General features: G+C 43.2%; 13 protein-coding genes and 1 pseudogene. 6 read left to right on the plus strand and 8 right to left on the minus strand.

The window, feature by feature from the left end:
• Nucleotides 1-90: 90 nt before the first annotated feature.
• Complete coding sequence (locus R8N28_RS01180; protein ID WP_053303744.1) at nt 91-1,548, plus strand: DUF3360 domain-containing protein; 1,458 nt, start codon at nt 91-93, stop codon at nt 1,546-1,548.
• 131 nt (nt 1,549-1,679) lie between these two features.
• Here R8N28_RS01180 and trpB read toward each other — a convergent pair whose 3' ends face one another.
• From trpB to R8N28_RS01200, 4 genes and pseudogenes are all read right to left on the minus strand, one after another.
• A complete protein-coding gene (gene trpB, locus R8N28_RS01185; protein WP_005375643.1) occupies nt 1,680-2,903 on the minus strand; it encodes a tryptophan synthase subunit beta in 1,224 nt (407 codons plus the stop codon).
• A 400-nt stretch (nt 2,904-3,303) separates the two neighbouring features.
• Nucleotides 3,304-3,612: pseudogene (locus tag R8N28_RS01190) on the minus strand (S1 RNA-binding domain-containing protein); the annotation flags it as partial.
• A 359-nt stretch (nt 3,613-3,971) separates the two neighbouring features.
• Nucleotides 3,972-4,184: a cold-shock protein gene (locus R8N28_RS01195; RefSeq protein ID WP_005375644.1), complete on the minus strand. Its 213-nt coding sequence runs from the start codon at nt 4,182-4,184 to the stop codon at nt 3,972-3,974.
• Between the two features lie 306 nt (nt 4,185-4,490).
• The gene (locus tag R8N28_RS01200; protein ID WP_005375646.1) at nt 4,491-4,739 is read right to left on the minus strand and encodes a hypothetical protein; all 249 of its coding nucleotides are present in this window, start codon (nt 4,737-4,739) and stop codon (nt 4,491-4,493) included.
• A gap of 289 nt (nt 4,740-5,028) precedes the next feature.
• On the opposite strand from R8N28_RS01200, the gene pcp reads away from it, so the two are divergent.
• From pcp to R8N28_RS01220, 4 genes are all read left to right on the plus strand, one after another.
• The gene (gene pcp, locus R8N28_RS01205) at nt 5,029-5,667 is read left to right on the plus strand and encodes a pyroglutamyl-peptidase I (protein WP_017821091.1); all 639 of its coding nucleotides are present in this window, start codon (nt 5,029-5,031) and stop codon (nt 5,665-5,667) included.
• 197 nt (nt 5,668-5,864) lie between these two features.
• Nucleotides 5,865-6,128: a hypothetical protein gene (locus R8N28_RS01210; RefSeq protein ID WP_005375648.1), complete on the plus strand. Its 264-nt coding sequence runs from the start codon at nt 5,865-5,867 to the stop codon at nt 6,126-6,128.
• Nucleotides 6,129-6,191: 63 nt separating this feature from the next.
• Nucleotides 6,192-7,178 carry a CobW family GTP-binding protein gene (locus R8N28_RS01215; RefSeq protein ID WP_017821090.1) on the plus strand — a complete coding sequence of 329 codons (987 nt, stop codon included), beginning with the start codon at nt 6,192-6,194 and terminating at the stop codon, nt 7,176-7,178.
• Nucleotides 7,179-7,348: 170 nt separating this feature from the next.
• Nucleotides 7,349-8,641, plus strand: a complete 1,293-nt coding sequence (locus R8N28_RS01220) for a DEAD/DEAH box helicase (protein WP_005375652.1) — start codon at nt 7,349-7,351, stop codon at nt 8,639-8,641.
• A gap of 66 nt (nt 8,642-8,707) precedes the next feature.
• On the opposite strand, the gene R8N28_RS01225 is transcribed toward R8N28_RS01220, so the two are convergent.
• The 3 genes from R8N28_RS01225 to R8N28_RS01235 form a co-directional block, all read right to left on the minus strand.
• Nucleotides 8,708-11,698 carry a DUF6701 domain-containing protein gene (locus R8N28_RS01225; RefSeq protein ID WP_065275630.1) on the minus strand — a complete coding sequence of 997 codons (2,991 nt, stop codon included), beginning with the start codon at nt 11,696-11,698 and terminating at the stop codon, nt 8,708-8,710.
• A gap of 309 nt (nt 11,699-12,007) precedes the next feature.
• Nucleotides 12,008-12,847 (minus strand): arginase family protein, encoded by an 840-nt coding sequence (locus R8N28_RS01230; protein WP_025768977.1) that lies wholly within the window; start codon nt 12,845-12,847, stop codon nt 12,008-12,010.
• A gap of 6 nt (nt 12,848-12,853) precedes the next feature.
• The gene (locus R8N28_RS01235) at nt 12,854-13,588 is read right to left on the minus strand and encodes an IclR family transcriptional regulator (RefSeq protein ID WP_005386192.1); all 735 of its coding nucleotides are present in this window, start codon (nt 13,586-13,588) and stop codon (nt 12,854-12,856) included.
• 348 nt (nt 13,589-13,936) lie between these two features.
• Here R8N28_RS01235 and R8N28_RS01240 point away from each other — a divergent pair, with 348 nt between their 5' ends.
• Entirely contained in the window at nt 13,937-15,409 is a 1,473-nt protein-coding gene (locus R8N28_RS01240) for an EAL domain-containing protein (RefSeq protein ID WP_065275384.1), read from the plus strand.
• Here R8N28_RS01240 and modF read toward each other — a convergent pair.
• The gene (gene modF / locus R8N28_RS01245; protein WP_065275383.1) at nt 15,397-16,851 is read right to left on the minus strand and encodes a molybdate ABC transporter ATP-binding protein ModF; all 1,455 of its coding nucleotides are present in this window, start codon (nt 16,849-16,851) and stop codon (nt 15,397-15,399) included. The two genes, R8N28_RS01240 and modF, sit on opposite strands and share 13 nt — an antisense overlap.
• Between the last annotated feature and the right edge of the window lie 183 nt (nt 16,852-17,034).

The raw sequence follows: 17,034 nt of genomic DNA on the forward strand, positions 1-17,034 counted from the left end.
TGGGTGTTGTCTCGTATTGGTCGAAGGCCTGTCTACCAAGCGAAACTCTAGTTGACGTAGTTCAACGTTGAAACATAAAAGGATGACTCAATGTCTGACAAAAGTAAGACTTTTTACAGGGATGTGCGCAAAAAACCGCATGAATTTGAAAGCCGAGAAGACTTTCTAAATCATGATTTAACCGTCATGAGTTTCCGTCGCTGGGGAATTCATTTGCCTTCACGTGATTACAGTATTGAAATCGAAGACTGGGTACCGGCATTAGCAGCAACCATTGGTAAAGTGGTTATGGTCACTGCCATGGTTTCCGCTTTTGCTGCTCAGTTTGGTTTATCTCCGGAATTCATTGCAGAAAACGTGCGTTACGAATTACTTATCGCTGGAGCCCTGTTCGTCATACTGTTTTCTGCCATCCTAAACCCGAATGCAAACTTAGCGGGAACCCATGGCCCAATGATACCGCTGATTCCTATGATTGCAGCTGCAGGAGGGCACCCTCTCGCGCTAGGTTTGATGGTGTGTGTTTTTGGGTTAATTCTCGCCTTAACCAAAGGTGGCTCTAAACTCATGACTCTTACTGGTATCGGGGTTCGAGGAGGGTTGTTGATCTACCTTGGTGCCGTTGGGTTGCTCGGGCAAATTAATAAGACGGAAGCGTGGGCTGCAAGTACGGACCAAGGTTACATTTCGTTTGTGGTCATAGGCCTAACCGTTATGGTTTACGCTTACTTAGCCAAGATCAATAAACGTTGGCTCGCTATCCCATTGTGCTCTGCACTCGCGGGTATTGTTGCTTATTTGATGGGCGCTGAGTTTGCTTTTACCACAGAACCGGGCCTACCTAATTTCAGTCCATTCTACTGGTGGGGGGAAGATACAGGCTGGCAGCTAGGCTGGCCAACCCTAGAGCACTTTATTGCCGTGACTCCATTTGCTCTACTGGCAGTCGCTATGTGGTCCCCTGATTATCTCGGCCATCGTGTGTTTCAAGAACTTAACTACCCAAAAGAAGCGAAAGGTGTACTCATGGATGTCGACGACACGATGGTCGGAGCATCTGTTCGTCAGGGGGTTGGTTCACTCTTAGGGGGCGGAAACCTAGCTTCTTCTTGGGGAACGTACATGATTCCTGCCGCAATTGCCAAGCGTCCTATTCCAGGTGGCGCTCTGTTGACGGGTTTCATGTGTATTGCGGCGGCGGTAATTGGCTACCCAATGGATCTAGCAATGTGGGAACCTGTTCTGCGCGTTGCTTTGATTGTGGGTGTATTCTTACCACTCCTTGAAGCGGGTATGCAGATGATCCATAAGCATAAAGATTCACTCAGTGCAGGTATCTGTATTTTTGCCTGTGCATTCGTTAATCCAGTCTTCGGTTGGGCAATCACGATGCTGTTGGATAACCTCGGGCTTATCGGCGACCATGAGCGTGCTAACGAACTATCGCGCAAAGATAAATATCTGATTCCTGGCACTGCGTTTATCGTATGTGCAGGCTCCCTTGCTATTGTTGGTCAGCTTCCAGGCATTCCAGCTCTTATCGGTTAATCGAATTATGCTCTAAAGGTATAGTGAGAGCAGTGAGTAAAGGGACTTGCTTCTTAAAATAGTAGACAAAAACAAAAAGCTACCTAGTACCAGGTAGCTTTTTGCATGTAGGGTTAGGCTACGGAGTTAGGCTATATGAGTGATTCAATGCCGTATTTTGCGCCGTAGTGTTCAACGACAAAATCAATGTCTTTGTCACCACGGCCTGATAAGTTGATCAAAATCGAGCCGGTTTCTCCTTGCTGTGCGAGTTTAATTGCGTAAGCGACAGCGTGTGAGGATTCAATAGCAGGGATTATTCCCTCTTCACGAGACAGCTCAAAGAAGGCATCAATCGCTTCGTCATCACTGATTGAGCCGTAATTGACACGGCCAATGTCTTTTAAGTAACTATGCTGAGGTCCAACCGATGGGTAATCCAAGCCACTTGCTACAGAGTACACTTCCTGAGGTTCGCCTTGCGCATCTTTAAGCATGTAAGACTTAAATCCGTGCATGATACCTGGCTCACCGAGTGTGAGTGTTGCAGCATGCTCGCCAACCTTTTGCAAAGAGCGGCCCGCAGGTTCAACGCCGTGAATGGCGACTTGTTCATCCTCTAAGAAAGCAGTAAATAGCCCCATCGCGTTAGAACCACCTCCAACGCATGCGACGAGATTATTGGGTAACTTGCCGGTCATTTCTTTGAATTGAACTCGTGCTTCGTTACCGATAATTGATTGGAAATCTCTCACCATTTTAGGGAATGGGTGAGGGCCAACGACAGAGCCTATCGCATAAAGTTGTGTATCAGGATCTTTCAGATAAGCTTCGAATGCAGAATCTACCGCTTCTTTGAGGGTTTTGCGCCCATGAGTGGCAGGAATGACATTAGCACCAAGGATTCTCATGCGGACGACATTCGGATGTTCTTTGGCGATATCAACTTCACCCATGTAAATATCGCATTTCAAGCCAACCAATGCCGCGGCTGTAGCAAGCGCAACACCGTGTTGCCCTGCGCCAGTTTCTGCAATTAGTTTCTTCTTACCCATCTTTTTAGCGAGAATGGCTTCCCCTAAGCAGTGGTTAATTTTATGTGCGCCTGTATGGTTTAAGTCTTCGCGCTTTAGGTAGATGTCTGCTCCGTATTTTTTAGACAAGTTTTCCGCATGGAAGATTGGGCTAGGTCGTCCAACAAAGTGCTTATACAGGCGAGCGAGTTCCGCTTTAAATTCAGGATCTTTGCTGCATTCCTCATAAGCTGCGTTGATGTCATGCATGATTTGTTCAAGCTCAGGTGGAACAAAACTACCACCGTATTCACCAAAGTATCCTTCTTCGTTGGGCATAGTGAGATCAAACGAGTTTTTCATTATTTACATCCTAGTTAGCGAAAGTATTGATACTTTTATACCCAAAATTTAGAAGTGGTTGTGTGATCAGTTGCTTAAATCAGAGTTCGCGATCTAGTGCACTAGTTAAAAAGTACAGCTTGTGTAGGGGATAATAGTTGTGATGTAGAATCAGGTGGTTTGAATAGGTGCAAAAAAGCCTCGAGAGATCCTAGGCTGTCATAAGAACCTCTCGAGGCAAACAGAGTGCTGGAAATACACTCTGCGATGGTGTCTGGAAACAAAAATTAGATTCGTTTCCTTTGTCAGATATTAGGGTTTTAGAATGAGTCGATGTCAGCGAAATGTCACAAGTTAATTGCGGTATTAAAAGCTTATTTTTTATTTTTGATTAATGGATTAGAAAGTAACCTAAAACAGACTAACCTACCGTGTGTTCTGCATCTTTTAAATTGAACATGATCTTTCTTTGTTTCGAATCGACGTTTTTAACCAATACGTGCACTTTAGTCCCTAAAGTAAACGTGGTGCTCTGGCTAGAAATTTTTTGTTTGACTGCATCAAATTCGAACTCACCATTTTGGAAACTTGATAAAGGAATGAGACCTTCGATTCGGTTTTCCTCTAACTCAACAAATGCTCCGAAGTGTGTGAATCCAGACGCTGTCCCTATAAAGTGTTGTCCGATAAATGGCTTCATGTAATGGCATTTCAGTGCAAACTCAATCTCTCAGCTAGGGATAATGTGCTCGTAATTATTAGAATTTATTGATTGAGCAGATATATTTAATTTCATTTTTTCTCTTATATTCGCCAATCGCTTTTATTTTATAAACTTTATTTTTATGAGCAAAGCATGAGGCGAAGTGATTCAGATATGAATGAGATTAATTTAGTTCCAAACTGGAATTGCAAGGTAGGCGGTGTGATTACCTAAAGATGTATACCAAAGTGACTTTATTGAAAGTGATTAATGATGGTGTGGGAGAGGTAAGTGATTTGGGTATATAAACTTAGATAGAGAATAGTAAGGGCAGTAATAAGTGGAAGGGGATTGTGGCACCAACAACATTGATGCCACACAAAGAATTACAGTGCAGTTACTTCAGCTGCTTGTAAACCTTTGTTACCTTGTTCAACAACGAACGATACTTTTTGGCCCTCAGTAAGAGTTTTGAAGCCTTCAGAAACAATAGAACGGAAGTGAACGAATACGTCATCACCGCCATTGTCTTGAGAAATAAAACCAAAACCTTTAGTTTCGTTGAACCATTTTACTGAACCAGTTAATTTATTAGACATAGATACCTCTATATTTGATTGTTTTAAATATTGAATTTTTAGCTAATATCAAGTGCTACTATATGATTTTAGAGATAACTATTTTGTCGCAGGAACGTAAACGAGGAATTCGATGTGGAACTGAGAGAAACTTTGATCTTTAATTACATTAATAGCTCTTTCCGTAAGAGCTGATGTGCAGTATACCGACAAAATTAATAAAGGCTAGCCTTTTCTTTTTTATTTTTTGAGTACACCAAGCGCATTGCTTTCAAAGCATACGCTTGGTGTATAAGACGGCGTGATGTTATAGGTGGCGTCGAGCGCTTAGTGTTTTCTGGTTGGGCCGTTACGAACGATGTCTTTACCATTGTCATATACGTGCTGCGAAACCCAGCGACCGAGGAGCAATTGGTGCTTTTCTCCTAATACGGCAACAAATGGACGGCCATCGGTATTAGAGGTGGCTAGCGCAACGCCAGTGACACCTTCAAGACCCAGAGCGCCGCTTTCTACTAAATGCAGAAATGCCTCTAACTCTTCAATCGTTTCGATTACATGGTTATCAATATTCATTGTATTCAATCTCTTCGAATTGCATTGCGGTCGCGTACTCTACCTAAGTTAAGCGTGGAAACCAAGCTTCTACGTGCGTCATGTAATGAGAGAACCTTGCCCTGCCACTAATCATCAATAAGTTAGTCTCGATAGTCCGGAACTTGCCTAGATTCAATGAGGCAGAAAACACTCTCTGGTTAGACATGAGTCACATAATGTTGTCTGGTTTATCTCATCAATACTTTTGCTATTGGATGGGGTGAAGGGGAGTGCAATAATTTGTGAAACTCTTTTCCTAAAGGCTGTTATGAAGAAAGTCCTGATTACCGGTTTTGAACCTTTTGGTGGTGACGCCATTAACCCCGCCTTAGAAGCGGTCAAGCAATTAGAGGCCGCGGCCATAAAAGGAGGTGTGATAGTTACTTGCCCAGTCCCCGTAGTTCGATATGACTCGGTGAAAGTCGTTATTGAAGCAATAGAAGCGCACCAGCCAGACTGTGTGATTACTGTAGGGCAAGCGGCCGGGCGTAGCGCGATAACCCCAGAGCGTGTCGCAATCAATGTCGATGATTTTCGTATTCCAGATAACGCTGGTCATCAACCGATTGATGAACCCGTGGTGGCTGATGGTCCTGATGCTTACTTCTCGACACTACCGATAAAGCGTGTTGTGCAAACATTGCAAACGCAGGGTATACCTAGCCAGATTTCCAACAGTGCTGGAACATTTGTATGTAACCACCTTTTTTATGGCATCCAACATTACTTGAAAGACAATCCGATTCGTCACGGGTTTGTTCATATTCCATTATTGCCAGAACAAGCAGCAGATGGCAGTCAGCCTTCTATGTCTCTGGAGATGATAGTCGAAGGGCTAAGGCTGGTGGCGCAAGTTTGTATTGCCAATGAAAACGACATATTGGTCAGCGGCGGGTCGATTTGCTAGTAAGTGTTTTAAAATCCAGTAAGTATATGAAAGATAATAATAAGCTCGTCGTTTGATGTTGTAGTAAATGTTAGCTTTGTCAAATTTCACAAGTAGCGAAAGGAGTAGCATTGAATAGTCAGGTTGGATGTTGTTCAAACTGGCATTCCTCTAGTACAGGAGGTGTTAGGGGCTAACTTTACGAAAGGCGAGTTATTATGAAAAGCAACAAAAGTAAGTCAATCGCACTTATCTCTGTCGTTGTTTTCGCGTTGGCTATTGCTGCGCTTAAATTCGAAAACACGCTCGGAGTTCTTCCCATCGTAGTCGCTATTATCGCGTTTTTTACTTGCGTTATTTATACCAGTAGATACCTGTCTGATATGAAGCGTTCAGAGTTGATAAGTCAACCCAAACAAGCTCGAAAAATGTGTTCCAACGCATCACGCAATGAGCTTGATGCGTGCGATAAAAAGCGTTGAAGCGAGTCACATTCTCCGTATACTTTGCTGGAGCATTAATGCACTAACGTGTCGGAGATAAGCATGTCAAATCGAGTACCAACCAACATACTGACCGGATTTTTGGGTGTCGGTAAAACGACCACGATTTTAAATCTACTGAAGAACAAACCGGAAAAAGAAAACTGGGCGGTTTTGGTCAATGAATTTGGTGAGATTGGCATCGACGGTGCATTGATGACCGACCAAGGCGCGCTGATTAAAGAAGTGCCGGGTGGTTGTATGTGCTGCACTGCGGGTGTGCCGATGTCGGTAGGTATCACCGCATTATTGCGTCAAAAACCGGACCGTTTATTGATTGAGCCGACAGGCCTTGGTCATCCAAAACAGGTTATCGCGACGCTTACCTCACAGCAGTATGAACCTTACGTTGATCTTAAAGCGACGATTGCCTTGGTTGATCCGCGTAACTTAAGTGATGAAAAGTATCTTTCTAACCAAAACTTCGTGGACCAGTTAGACAGTGCAGATGTGGTTATTGGTAGTAAGGTTGACCTATGTTCCAGCCACGACCTTGATGTGTTTAATGACTGGGTGACGGACCAATCCCCTTCAAAAGTATTCAGTAAGCTTATTCATGACGGTGAGTTGCCGATAGAAGTCTTGGATATTGAGCGGGTTTACGGCAGCGCTTCTTCCCATATCGAGTCACATCATCATGACCACGCTCATCAAGAGCCTCAATTCCAATTGGCGCCTGGTGAAGCCTTTGTGCGCAAAGAGAACAAAGGGCAGGGTTATTTTAGTTGTGGGTGGTTGTTTGGGGCAGAGTATAAGTTTGATTTTGAAAAGCTTTTCTCTATGCTTTCGGACTTGACCGCAGAGCGTGTTAAAGCAGTGGTCAATACGGATCAAGGTTGTTACGCGTTTAATGTTGCCAACCGAGTCGTGTCGGTGAATGAAATCAGCTTAGAAGGCTTTGAATCACGATTAGAAGTGATAGATTCTCAGCTGTTGCCATGGGATGAGCTTGAGCGAATTCTCCTTCAGTTATCTGGCATCAAACATTAAATCGCGCAAAGGTTAAACGAAAACGGTGAACCACTAATATATCTGTGCTCACCGTTTTTTCTTTTGTAGGATTTCAATGAGAAAAGTGAGATAAATCACTCAAATTCGGGTATAGTGCACGGCTAAATTTTTAAAGCTATTTTTAGTGGTTTGTTTAAGGAATACGCTCAATGTCATTTTCATCTCAAGGTTTTGCGCCAGAAGTGGTTAAAGCACTGGCAGAATGCGGTTATGAAAAGTTAACGCCAATTCAACAGAAGGCGATTCCAATGGCTCGCAAAGGCCATGATATTTTCGCTACAGCACAAACAGGTACTGGTAAAACGGCTGCGTTTTCTCTGCCTATGATTCAGCAGTTGCTAGACAGTAACCGTAGCGCTTCTCGTAAGACTGCTCGCGCACTTATCTTGGCTCCAACTCGTGAGCTTGCTGAACAAATTGCTGACAACATCAAAGCTTACACGAAGTACACGAACCTGTCGGTGGCTGCGATTTTCGGTGGCCGTAAAATGTCTTCTCAAGTAACGGCATTAGAAAACGGTGTAGATATCCTAGTGGCTACACCAGGTCGATTGGAAGAGCACATTGAACAAGGTAATGTCTCGGTCGCACACTTAGAGTTTTTAGTGTTTGATGAAGCAGACCGTATCTTGGACATGGGCTTTATTCACGCAGTACGTAAGATCATGCTAGATGTGGATACTGATCCGCAAATTATGATGTTTTCAGCAACGACTTCGAGCCAACTAAATCTGTTAGCAAAAGATATCCTGCGTAAGCCTAAGCGTATTGAAGTTGAGCGAGCGAATACGACAGCACAGACAGTTGCTCACGTGTTATATCCAGTTGATCAAGAGCGAAAAACGGAACTGCTTTCGGAGCTGATTGGTCGTAAGAACTGGAAACAAGTGTTGGTATTTGTGAACTACAAAGAGACCGCAAACGAAGTAGTAAAAGAGCTGAAACTTGATGGTATCAAAGCGGTGGTTTGTCATGGTGACCGTGCTCAAAGTGCTCGTCGTCGTGCGTTAGAAGAGTTCAAGTCCGGTAAAGCACGTGTCATGGTGGCTACCGATGTCGCTGCTCGAGGTCTAGATATTGAAGATTTACCTCACGTTGTGAACTATGACATGCCTTTCCTAGCGGAAGATTACGTTCACCGAATTGGTCGTACAGGCCGTGCAGGTAAACAAGGTCATGCCGTTTCATTTGTAAACCGAGATGAAGAGCTCACGGTTGTTCAGGTTGAAAATCTAATCCAGCAGCGAATTCGCCGTATTGAGCTTGCAGGCTATGAACCAAAACAGCGTGAATCTTACATTGAAAAGCTGCACTCAAAACCAGCGTTTAAGAATCGTCAAGGTCGTCGTAATAACCCGAACCAGTCGGCAACAGACCAAGGGTCGGCAGAGCGTCGTCTTGCTATGGTGAAGCGCCTGAAAGCGCGTCGTGGCGCAAAGTAAATTACATCCGTTTTAGATGAAAAGAGCCCCTCAATATAGGGGCTTTTTTTGTTTTGTCGTTTCGCGTTAATTTAGGCCAAGCATATTTGGCTCACCACGATAAATAATGCGATCGTTTCCTCGGTGAACACCAAACGTAACTGTAACAGGTGGATTTTCCTCTTCACTTGTCGTGTTATCCCAATCGTATTTCAGCCAAGGGATGCGATTACCTGAGCCGTCTAAATCCAGGTGGAATTGTATTTGCTCGCGTGCTGAGTCAATTTGGCTTGCAACGATATCGGTCATTCTGCCAATACTCATCGTTCCAACGCCAGAAAGCAGGGCGTTGTTTGCTAGCGCATGAGACCAAATTGGCGTGCTGAAGTAATATTCACCACTCGCCGTTGTTGAGCTGTCATCGAAGTTAGTCGTAAATCGACCGTTTTGCCAAATTTCCACATCAAGTGGCACTTTGATCACCATGCCTTGGTTGCCACCTACATCTTGAAAGTTCAAACGACCGAATCGAATGTCTGGTTGTTTTGTGAGCACTTCGCTATCGTCGAAGAAGTTTACCTCATCAACGGCTTTAGTCGTGACTAAACCTATTTGGCTGCTGTCACTGTTAGTCCCTTTATTAAATGGGCCATCAGGGTATTGTTTATCTGTCGTGTTCTTTTTCCAACATGGGCTATTGTTACAAGTCGCATTGGTCGAGGGCTTCTCGATCACAAACGTTCCAACACTCGCGCTACCCAGTAGTTTCCAGTCTACCTTCTTAGGCTTAGGCGGCAAAAACCGATCGGAGTATGAGCTTAGCTCGCCTAAGTCGAAATGTTGTTGAAGGTTAGATGAAAAGTGGACGTAGTTCTTCACGTTTTCCTTATTCGCATTGAGTGCGACAACATCGTAAGTGACTTTCTCAAAAGGTTGATTCATGTAAGCAAAAGTTTGGCCATGTGGGTAGTGCCATTCTTGGTCTTGCACTTGAAAATATTTTGGGTAAAAACGACCGATGTAACGATAGCTTTCGTTAACAGTCATACCTAGATATTTACTTTCTAGGTTTGCTTTTACTCTCAAGCTCCCGACTTCTTCCCAATATAATCCATTAAAGACGAATTGATCATTCTTGGCTGAATTATGCGCCTGAGCCAGTGAGTCACTACTTTTTAGCAATTTTGAGGTTTGGTTCGCTGTCTCTGATGGCGTATGTTGCTCACTCGACAAGGCAACCGATGCTGCTGGAGCGTCATCAAGCATAAAATTACGGGTGATAGAGGCATCACAATAACGTGCTGATTCAACAGAACCACTTACAGAGCCGTCAGTTTGCCAAATGATCGGCTTCACTGTTAGAGAGAAAAGTTCTCCGGCGGCAATAAACCCATCTCCTTGTTCAGAGGTGCCAGAAGGCAAAGCACGTTGGTTGTCACAGATAGCGAATGTCCATGGTCGCGAGTGCACATTAAATGTCCCTTTCACTTCCACTTTGCCTTCTTCAGGGCACTCTTCAAATCCCTCACATTCAAAATGATCGGACAATGTCACTTCAAATATGCCGGACTCGTTCGTGACAAGACCATGTTCAGACAAGCCGTCTTTAAATTCCGCTGAATAGCTAAAGTTTCCTTCACTTCCTCCTAATGGTTGAACCAATGGATGAAAAACCTTAGGAGTACCATTGTAGTTGCTTGCGACTACAGGTTCGCCGGTGGAAGCACAAGCAAGCAATCGCGTATGCACGTTTTCTGGTTTACCTGCAATAACGCGTATTTCATTTAAAGTGGCGCTTTTCGTCTTTGAGTAGGCCTCAAACATAAATGGCGTAAACATAAAGCTAACCGTTTGATGCTTGCTGGTGTCTTCTGCCATAGTGAAAGTCAGCGTGTAGTTAGTACCTAACGCGATGGTATCAATATCGTTCGGGACCATTCGAACAACGAGCTCACCATTGTCGTCAGACATAAATTGGTTTGCTTTTAATGTCTGCTGACCTTTGATCACCTCTAAAGTGAACAAGTCAGGGTGTGATAGGGCTGCACTGACTTCTGCGCTTACAACTTCTCCATTATTGGTTGTCATTGCTGTAAATTGCGGAAGATCGTCGCCGCACATCAGTGCCATGTCGTCCGATGGTGTGACGCTGAGGTCGAAGTCGTTCTCTGATGGAGGCGTAATTTTACATTCAGGGATATAAGAAGGAATAGGGCAAGTTGTTGGTGTTTGATTTGCGTAACTACAATTGGGTTCATCAATGCCACAATAGTGGTTGAAATTTGAACTTGATTCTAGGGTGGCTGTCACACTACCACAAATAGAAGTATTGGAGTTATTAATTGAAAAATGCATTGCCGAAATAGCTTGCTTATTCGCATATATTTTGGTCGTGCCAAAACCTGTATCTACAGTATGTCCCTGAGATGTCAAAGAACCAAAAACTGTCGTATTATTAAGATTTATCCCCGATAGAGCATTAATGTTGCCCACAACTATTGGTGTATTAGAAAGCGACGATTCCAGTTGATTAATTTCTACTTTTGTTCCTTTTGATTTGATATCACCGCAGAACATACCAGATTCGATGTACACGTCACTTTGAGCAATGATGTTGCCATTAAGGACGTTGTGCTCTCCGTAAAACTCGACAGAACGGCCATTTCCACCAACACCATTGGTTTCTATATCTCCTTCGATTTCACTATCAGTTATTTTTATAGAACCTAAAGCAGAGACATTACCTAGTACGTAGCTATTACCATTAATTTTTAACCAAGTTCCTTTAGCTTTGATGTTTATAGGGCTTTCCTTTGAGCCTATGACATTCTGCCCACGGAGTGTTATGGAACCATGAGCGGTTAAAGACGATGAGCTTTGACTACTATTTATAATTTGATCGCCTTTCGGGAGAACAATATTTGTAGTGCAATCGTAAGTAGAACCCGTTACATGAATGGTTCCGTTTTTACAAAAGGCAACATTAGTGTTTGACTTGATATCTGCTAAGTCATAAGTGGTGGCGTGTGAGGTTAGCGGTAAAAAAAGAACCGCAGTGAAAATACTGCAAAGACGCATCATCAAATGTCCTAATGAGTGGAACAAGATGGCATCAAGCGAGCGTGAGCAAATGCTCACTGAAATTGGAATAGCTGCGGTACTTTTTGTTTTGAAGCCGCTTAGTTATTGAACTTTGGTTATTTTTTATTTCGTATGTCATACCAAAGTTTAGCGGCCTTATTACAACGTAAGTGTCAGGTTAGTTCAAGAGGTAAGTGTGATGTGTGTCGATTTATATGTGTAACTATTTGTTAGTTAAGGATAATAAGTAAGCATGTTGGTTCAGAATCAGGAAGGACGCGATCCTGATTCTGAATGTTTATAACGCTAGGCAGCGTGAACGATGAGTGGGGCCATCTGATATAACTCTTCGAGTATGGCTTTCGTTTGTCTCGAATACACCAGACAATCTCGATCGCCAACGAGCTGAATTGCTCGCACTTTACCTGCAACCAAACATTGCCTAATCGTGCGTAGAACCATTTGGATATCAATTTCTGACGCGCCATCAAGGCTGTTTTTGGTTTTTAGAGATCCAAGGTCGATACTAATGATTATTTGGTCGCAGTGGTCTAGGTAATTGCCGATCTGTTGCTTAACATTATTGCGATGACGAAAAGAAAACTCTTTATCGGTTACCCAGTCACAACCTTGATCCTCCGCGTATTCCCACGTTTCTTGCTTTGTATCTTGTTCGCTAACACCAGCAAAAAATAATCGCACGTTTTGATAGCGAGAAAGAGCAAAATGAAATGCCGAGCCTAAACGTGGTTCAAGTGTTGGTTTCAAGTTCATGTCATGTCCAATATTTACCACACCCACTTCGTCTCGATAGGACACGACCACAGGTAACATGGACAAGATTGCCTCGGTACAGTTAGTTACTAAAACAGGAATTGAGTGGCGAGAAAGCGAAAGGCTTAATGCTTCCTGAAACTCGCCATTTTCCAGCTTGTCGTGGTTGAAGTGACCAAAGTTTTCAGCGGTTTCATGATCATGCTGTTGGTATAGCCAATCGCTAGCATTTTCCAAACTTTGATCAGCTAATTCAAACGCACCCTTCGACATAGGAGGCAAATACTCACACACTGTCATAAAAGAAAAAGGGTAATGCTGCGGCTGTTTCACTGTGTGATGGAGTTTATAGCGTTTGAAAAAGCTTAACATGATGAATTACCTTTCTGGTGGTAGTGCCCTTGCCGCTTGCAGTACATGTAAAATAATGCGCTGCTTATCCTTTTCGACTCGGTGGGCCGGAGCCATTACCGAGACTGCGCCAATCAGTTTGCTTCCTTTCATTACCGGTGCGCTAATACCTGACACACCAGGGTCAATCTCAGAAGTACTGACGGCATATCCGTGTTTACGGATGGTTGTGAGCTCTTTTTCCCACTCGTCACGTCGGTGATCTTGATTAAAATATCTCAAGATTTTCTCGCATCGACTTTGAGGCATAAAAGCAAGCATCACTTTAGATGAGGCACCGCGCAGCAGAGGTTGACTTTGACCCTGGACGAAGCTGCAACGCAGCGCCTGCATACTTTCTTTCTGTCTGACACATAGCGCACGATAACCCGCTGGTACCATATAAGCGGCCATTTCCCCGGTTTGTTGTACCAACCTAGCCAGTATGGTTTCGACCATGTCGAGCCCATGTTGCGCGGTCTCATAGCTGTGCATGAGTAATAATGCCGCCGGACCAACGACAAATGTCTTGTCGTGAACGCTTTCTTCGATCAAGTTCCACTCTTTAAGCAGTTTTAAGTGTCGGTAAAGGCTGCTTAAAGGAACGTTCAATTGCTCGCTTAGCGTTTTCGCAGAAACTGGGAACGGACTAACTGCAACTTGCATTAACAACTGCAGTGATTTTTCGTTTACCTGGTTAGCATTAGCTTTGTTTGTCGTCATGAGAGTGTTGTAACGTGTTGTAGGAGTTACGACAAATATAATTCTTAATCACTGAGAAAAGAAAAATAATTTTAATGGGTAATTCTTACATGATGAGAAACAGACAGGTAAAGACTTTCGCAACTACCGATAGACATAACATGGTGTCGAATTAAAGTCTCAGGTTTGAGGCGCTTGATACTAAATTGGAACAGGAGTGATTAAGACATTGTTTAGTTTGCGGTATTACTCAGCGTTTCGCATACTGAGTTAATCCAAACAAATAATGTTAAAAAACGTGAGTTGCTAGCGGGTATCGGAATCGAGGTACCATCTCAGTAAATCGGTTTTATAAAAGGTTACTTTTATATGCTGAATAAGGCGATTTTTAAAAAAGCCATCATTTTTCTTCTGCCTATTCCCTTGGTTATTGGAGAGGTTTTGTATTTAGCTCGTGAAAGCGTGCAAAACAATCTCAATCATTTATTAGAAAAAAATGTGCAAATTGCAGATGAAATTTTATTCCAAATAGAGACAGAAAACCGCACGGCGCTGCTACACCCTGAGCGATGTGAAGAGCTCCAGCAAAGCTTAATGTTTGAACGAGATATTGAAGAAATGCTCATTGTGAAAGAGGGAGTCATTACTTGTTCTTCGAAATTGGGAAGTATCTCTAAACCGTTAGCTGAGCACATCACCTTTCCCAAGGGACAAACGCTAGCGCTTGGTAGTGTTGATAGCTTGTACGATCAGTTCTTGCTAGTGGTAACGGAAGGAGAGCGGGGTTATCAAGCCGTAACGATTATCGATCATGACTACTTTAATGCGACAATAGGGTTTAACAACGATTTACGCCTAAAACGCTCTGCGCTGTTTATCCATGATCAAGTTTCACCAGAAGGAGCATTAAGAGCGGGAAGTAATCCTATCGGTATCAAATCGTCGCAAATGTTTGAGTATGAAGCTTTGAGTGAAGCCAGCGATCTTTTCGTCAAACAGAGAACACTTTCCTATTTTTTGTACTCAATTCCAATTATTTTCGTGATCTACCTTTGCTTGTATGCGTTGAATAAGTTTATTGATCCTCATCGCAATTTGATACTGGATCTTAAAAGAGCGATAAAAAGAGGAGAGTTGACCCTGTATTACCAACCGCAAGTTAACGTTGATACCGGCCAGTTATTCGGGTTTGAAGCGCTAGTGCGATGGGAGCATCAAAGTAAGGGGTTCATTTCTCCGGACGAGTTTGTCCCTGCGGCAGAGCAAAGTGGATTGGTTTTTTTACTTACTGATTTCGTTCTGGATAAAGCGGCAGAGGACTTCAGTAAATTAGGCTTTGATCAGCCTGTCCACCTTGGTATTAACGTGCCGCCTGGTTATTTAGTCGGACCAAACGCGATCAGAAAAATTCAATTGCTCGACAGACAGTTGAGCCGAAACAAAGTCTCATTAGGGGTAGAGATAACGGAGCGTCAGCTCATTGATTCAGAGGCGAGAAAATGCATTGCAGCGCTGCGAGTGCATGGTATTGATGTGCTGATCGATGATTTTGGAACTGGCCAAACCTCGTTAGCATTTCTACAGCACATGCGCATAGATTACTTAAAAATCGATAAGTGCTTTGTCGAAACTATTGGTATTCCTAGCCTTAGTGCTTCTGTCTTAAAAGCGATGGTTCACTTCGCGGAAGAATTACAAGTACAATTGATCGCTGAAGGCGTGGAAACCATAGCGCAAGCTGAACACTTAAAGAAGATGGGAGTGAGATATCATCAGGGATACCTGTACTCCAAACCATTACCTTATGAGCAGCTTGCGCAGCGAAGTCATTATGATTGGTAGACGTTAGCTCTATAACACTGAGCATTTTCATCAAACACAAACTCTAACTCATTTTTGATGCTATCTAAGCGGTCTTCTTGGTAGTGAGACACATACAATAGTTGGCTTAAATTCTCTCTAGCGATGAGCTCAAGTGTGTTCTTAACTAACCGTCTACCCAAAAAATCTAACCCTTGATACGGCTCGTCCAAAATCAATAATGTGGGTTGTTTCACGATGGCTCTTGCAATCAGTAACAGTCGCTGCTGACCGTACTCTAATTGCTTGAATGAGGTTTTTTTGTACTGGCTCATATGTAAGATATCGAGCCACTCGTTTGCAATATTCATCTCTTTGCGAGTTGGCTGGTTATACAACCCAATCGAATCGTAAAATCCTGACAAAATGACTTCTAATGCGCTGCAATTGACTCGATATTGGAGGTGTAGCGCTGAAGACACCATACCGATATGCTGCTTAATTTCCCAGATTGTCTCGCCAGTACCACGCTTTTTACCAAAAATATCAATGTCATTGCTGTAGCATTGCGGATGATCGCCAAAGATCAATCCAAGTAAGGTACTCTTTCCACAACCATTTGGGCCTTTGACCTGCCAATGTTGGCCCTTGTCTATGCGCCAGTTCAAGTCAGTAAAAATCTTCTTATCGGTGTATTCGACAGCCCCATTCTTTAGTTCAAATATTGGGTTGTTGAATGGCGTCGAGTGCTGATGCTGACGTATCAAGCTCATCATTTCTTCACTCTGTTGCTTTGACTGAGATTTAATTTGTCCAATGATTGGATGATTATCCCAACTGGACTTATCCATTGTACTATCAAGCTTTCCTGCACTGAAAAGCGCGATGCTATTGATCCACTCAGGCATGTCAGATTCGCGAGAGAAGGTTACGAGTAGTTGCACATTTTGAGAAAGCGAGTGTAAATAGCGAGCGAGAGCAGCTCGGTGCGCAATATCTAAGCCAGTAAATGGATTATCGAGTAATACTAAGTCAGGTTGTGTGGCTAAAGCTCGGGCGAGCATTACTCTTCTGGTTTCTCCGGTAGAGAGAACACGGAAGCCACTATCTCTAAGATGACTTAGGTCGAGATCATTAACTAGCTGTTCAGTTAAGTTAGTGTCTTGGCTCTGTTCTAGGATTAATGAATAAACAGTGCTTCCTTGGTCGATACGATCAAGAAAATCCGTATCATCTTTTTCTAATTCTCTTTCCAGTAATCGCTGTTGCTCTGATAACGACACTTGCGCAACGGACAGCCCATTTAGCTCAATTTCCCCACTATTTGGTGATATTTCATCACAAATAAGGTCTCCAAGCAGAGAGCCAATATCTCCATCCGCGCTGAATATCCCCCAAGACTGCTGAGTGTTAATTTTCCAATCGTCAATAAACAAGTGTGTCGTGTTTCTCTTAGCTGCAAGCTGACGAAAGTGAATAGTCATTGTGTTTGTCTTCCTTGTTTTCGTTTTAGTGGATTACTTATAACAATTTACGAACTCAGTACGGAAGCGCTTTTGTGTATTAATTTTGAACAGTGCTCAGTCTTGTGCATATTAACGAAGCCTTGTATTAGAGGATAAAAATGCGACTAGAGTCATTAAGTAACAAGTAAGCTTGTCAATAAT

It is taken from the genome of Vibrio sp. Vb1554, from assembly GCF_033344235.1.

What these genes read in the sequence shown, in the direction of transcription:
- R8N28_RS01180 (WP_053303744.1), top strand. Translation starts at nt 91, where the DNA reads ATGTCTGACAAAAGTAAGACTTTTTACAGGGATGTGCGCAAAAAACCG.
- trpB (WP_005375643.1), bottom strand. Translation starts at nt 2,903, where the DNA reads ATGAAAAACTCGTTTGATCTCACTATGCCCAACGAAGAAGGATACTTT.
- R8N28_RS01195 (WP_005375644.1), bottom strand. Translation starts at nt 4,184, where the DNA reads ATGTCTAATAAATTAACTGGTTCAGTAAAATGGTTCAACGAAACTAAA.
- R8N28_RS01200 (WP_005375646.1), bottom strand. Translation starts at nt 4,739, where the DNA reads ATGAATATTGATAACCATGTAATCGAAACGATTGAAGAGTTAGAGGCA.
- pcp (WP_017821091.1), top strand. Translation starts at nt 5,029, where the DNA reads ATGAAGAAAGTCCTGATTACCGGTTTTGAACCTTTTGGTGGTGACGCC.
- R8N28_RS01210 (WP_005375648.1), top strand. Translation starts at nt 5,865, where the DNA reads ATGAAAAGCAACAAAAGTAAGTCAATCGCACTTATCTCTGTCGTTGTT.
- R8N28_RS01215 (WP_017821090.1), top strand. Translation starts at nt 6,192, where the DNA reads ATGTCAAATCGAGTACCAACCAACATACTGACCGGATTTTTGGGTGTC.
- R8N28_RS01220 (WP_005375652.1), top strand. Translation starts at nt 7,349, where the DNA reads ATGTCATTTTCATCTCAAGGTTTTGCGCCAGAAGTGGTTAAAGCACTG.
- R8N28_RS01225 (WP_065275630.1), bottom strand. Translation starts at nt 11,698, where the DNA reads ATGCGTCTTTGCAGTATTTTCACTGCGGTTCTTTTTTTACCGCTAACC.
- R8N28_RS01230 (WP_025768977.1), bottom strand. Translation starts at nt 12,847, where the DNA reads ATGTTAAGCTTTTTCAAACGCTATAAACTCCATCACACAGTGAAACAG.
- R8N28_RS01235 (WP_005386192.1), bottom strand. Translation starts at nt 13,588, where the DNA reads ATGACGACAAACAAAGCTAATGCTAACCAGGTAAACGAAAAATCACTG.
- R8N28_RS01240 (WP_065275384.1), top strand. Translation starts at nt 13,937, where the DNA reads ATGCTGAATAAGGCGATTTTTAAAAAAGCCATCATTTTTCTTCTGCCT.
- modF (WP_065275383.1), bottom strand. Translation starts at nt 16,851, where the DNA reads ATGACTATTCACTTTCGTCAGCTTGCAGCTAAGAGAAACACGACACAC.